At 42.3% G+C, this 260-nt stretch carries 1 protein-coding gene; it reads left to right on the top strand.

The genetic code is table 11. The annotated features are described in order from the left end of the window. The coding region (locus tag ACWNT5_RS24330) for a DUF7507 domain-containing protein (RefSeq protein WP_456518872.1) at window positions 1-260 on the top strand (260 nt) is incomplete at both ends.

The following is a 260-nucleotide window of genomic DNA, read 5'->3' as shown; positions in this document are numbered from 1 at the left end:
AGTCCGATAGCAAGTTTAGCACCAGGTGCTAGTGTAACGGTAACAGCAAATCAAACAATTACACAAGCAAATATCGATGCAGGATTTATAGAGAACAGTGCTACAGCTACAGGAGATAGTCCAAGTGGAACAGATGATGTAACAGATGTATCTGATGCAGGTGATGAGACTGTTGAGACACCAAATGGAGATGGAAGTACAGATTCGGATCCTACCAATGACCCAACAGTTACTACGATTACTGCTGATCCAAGTTTGAG

The sequence above is a fragment of the Aquimarina sp. 433 genome, from assembly GCF_054054605.1.
This window is presented reverse-complemented; position numbering and strand designations above follow the sequence as displayed.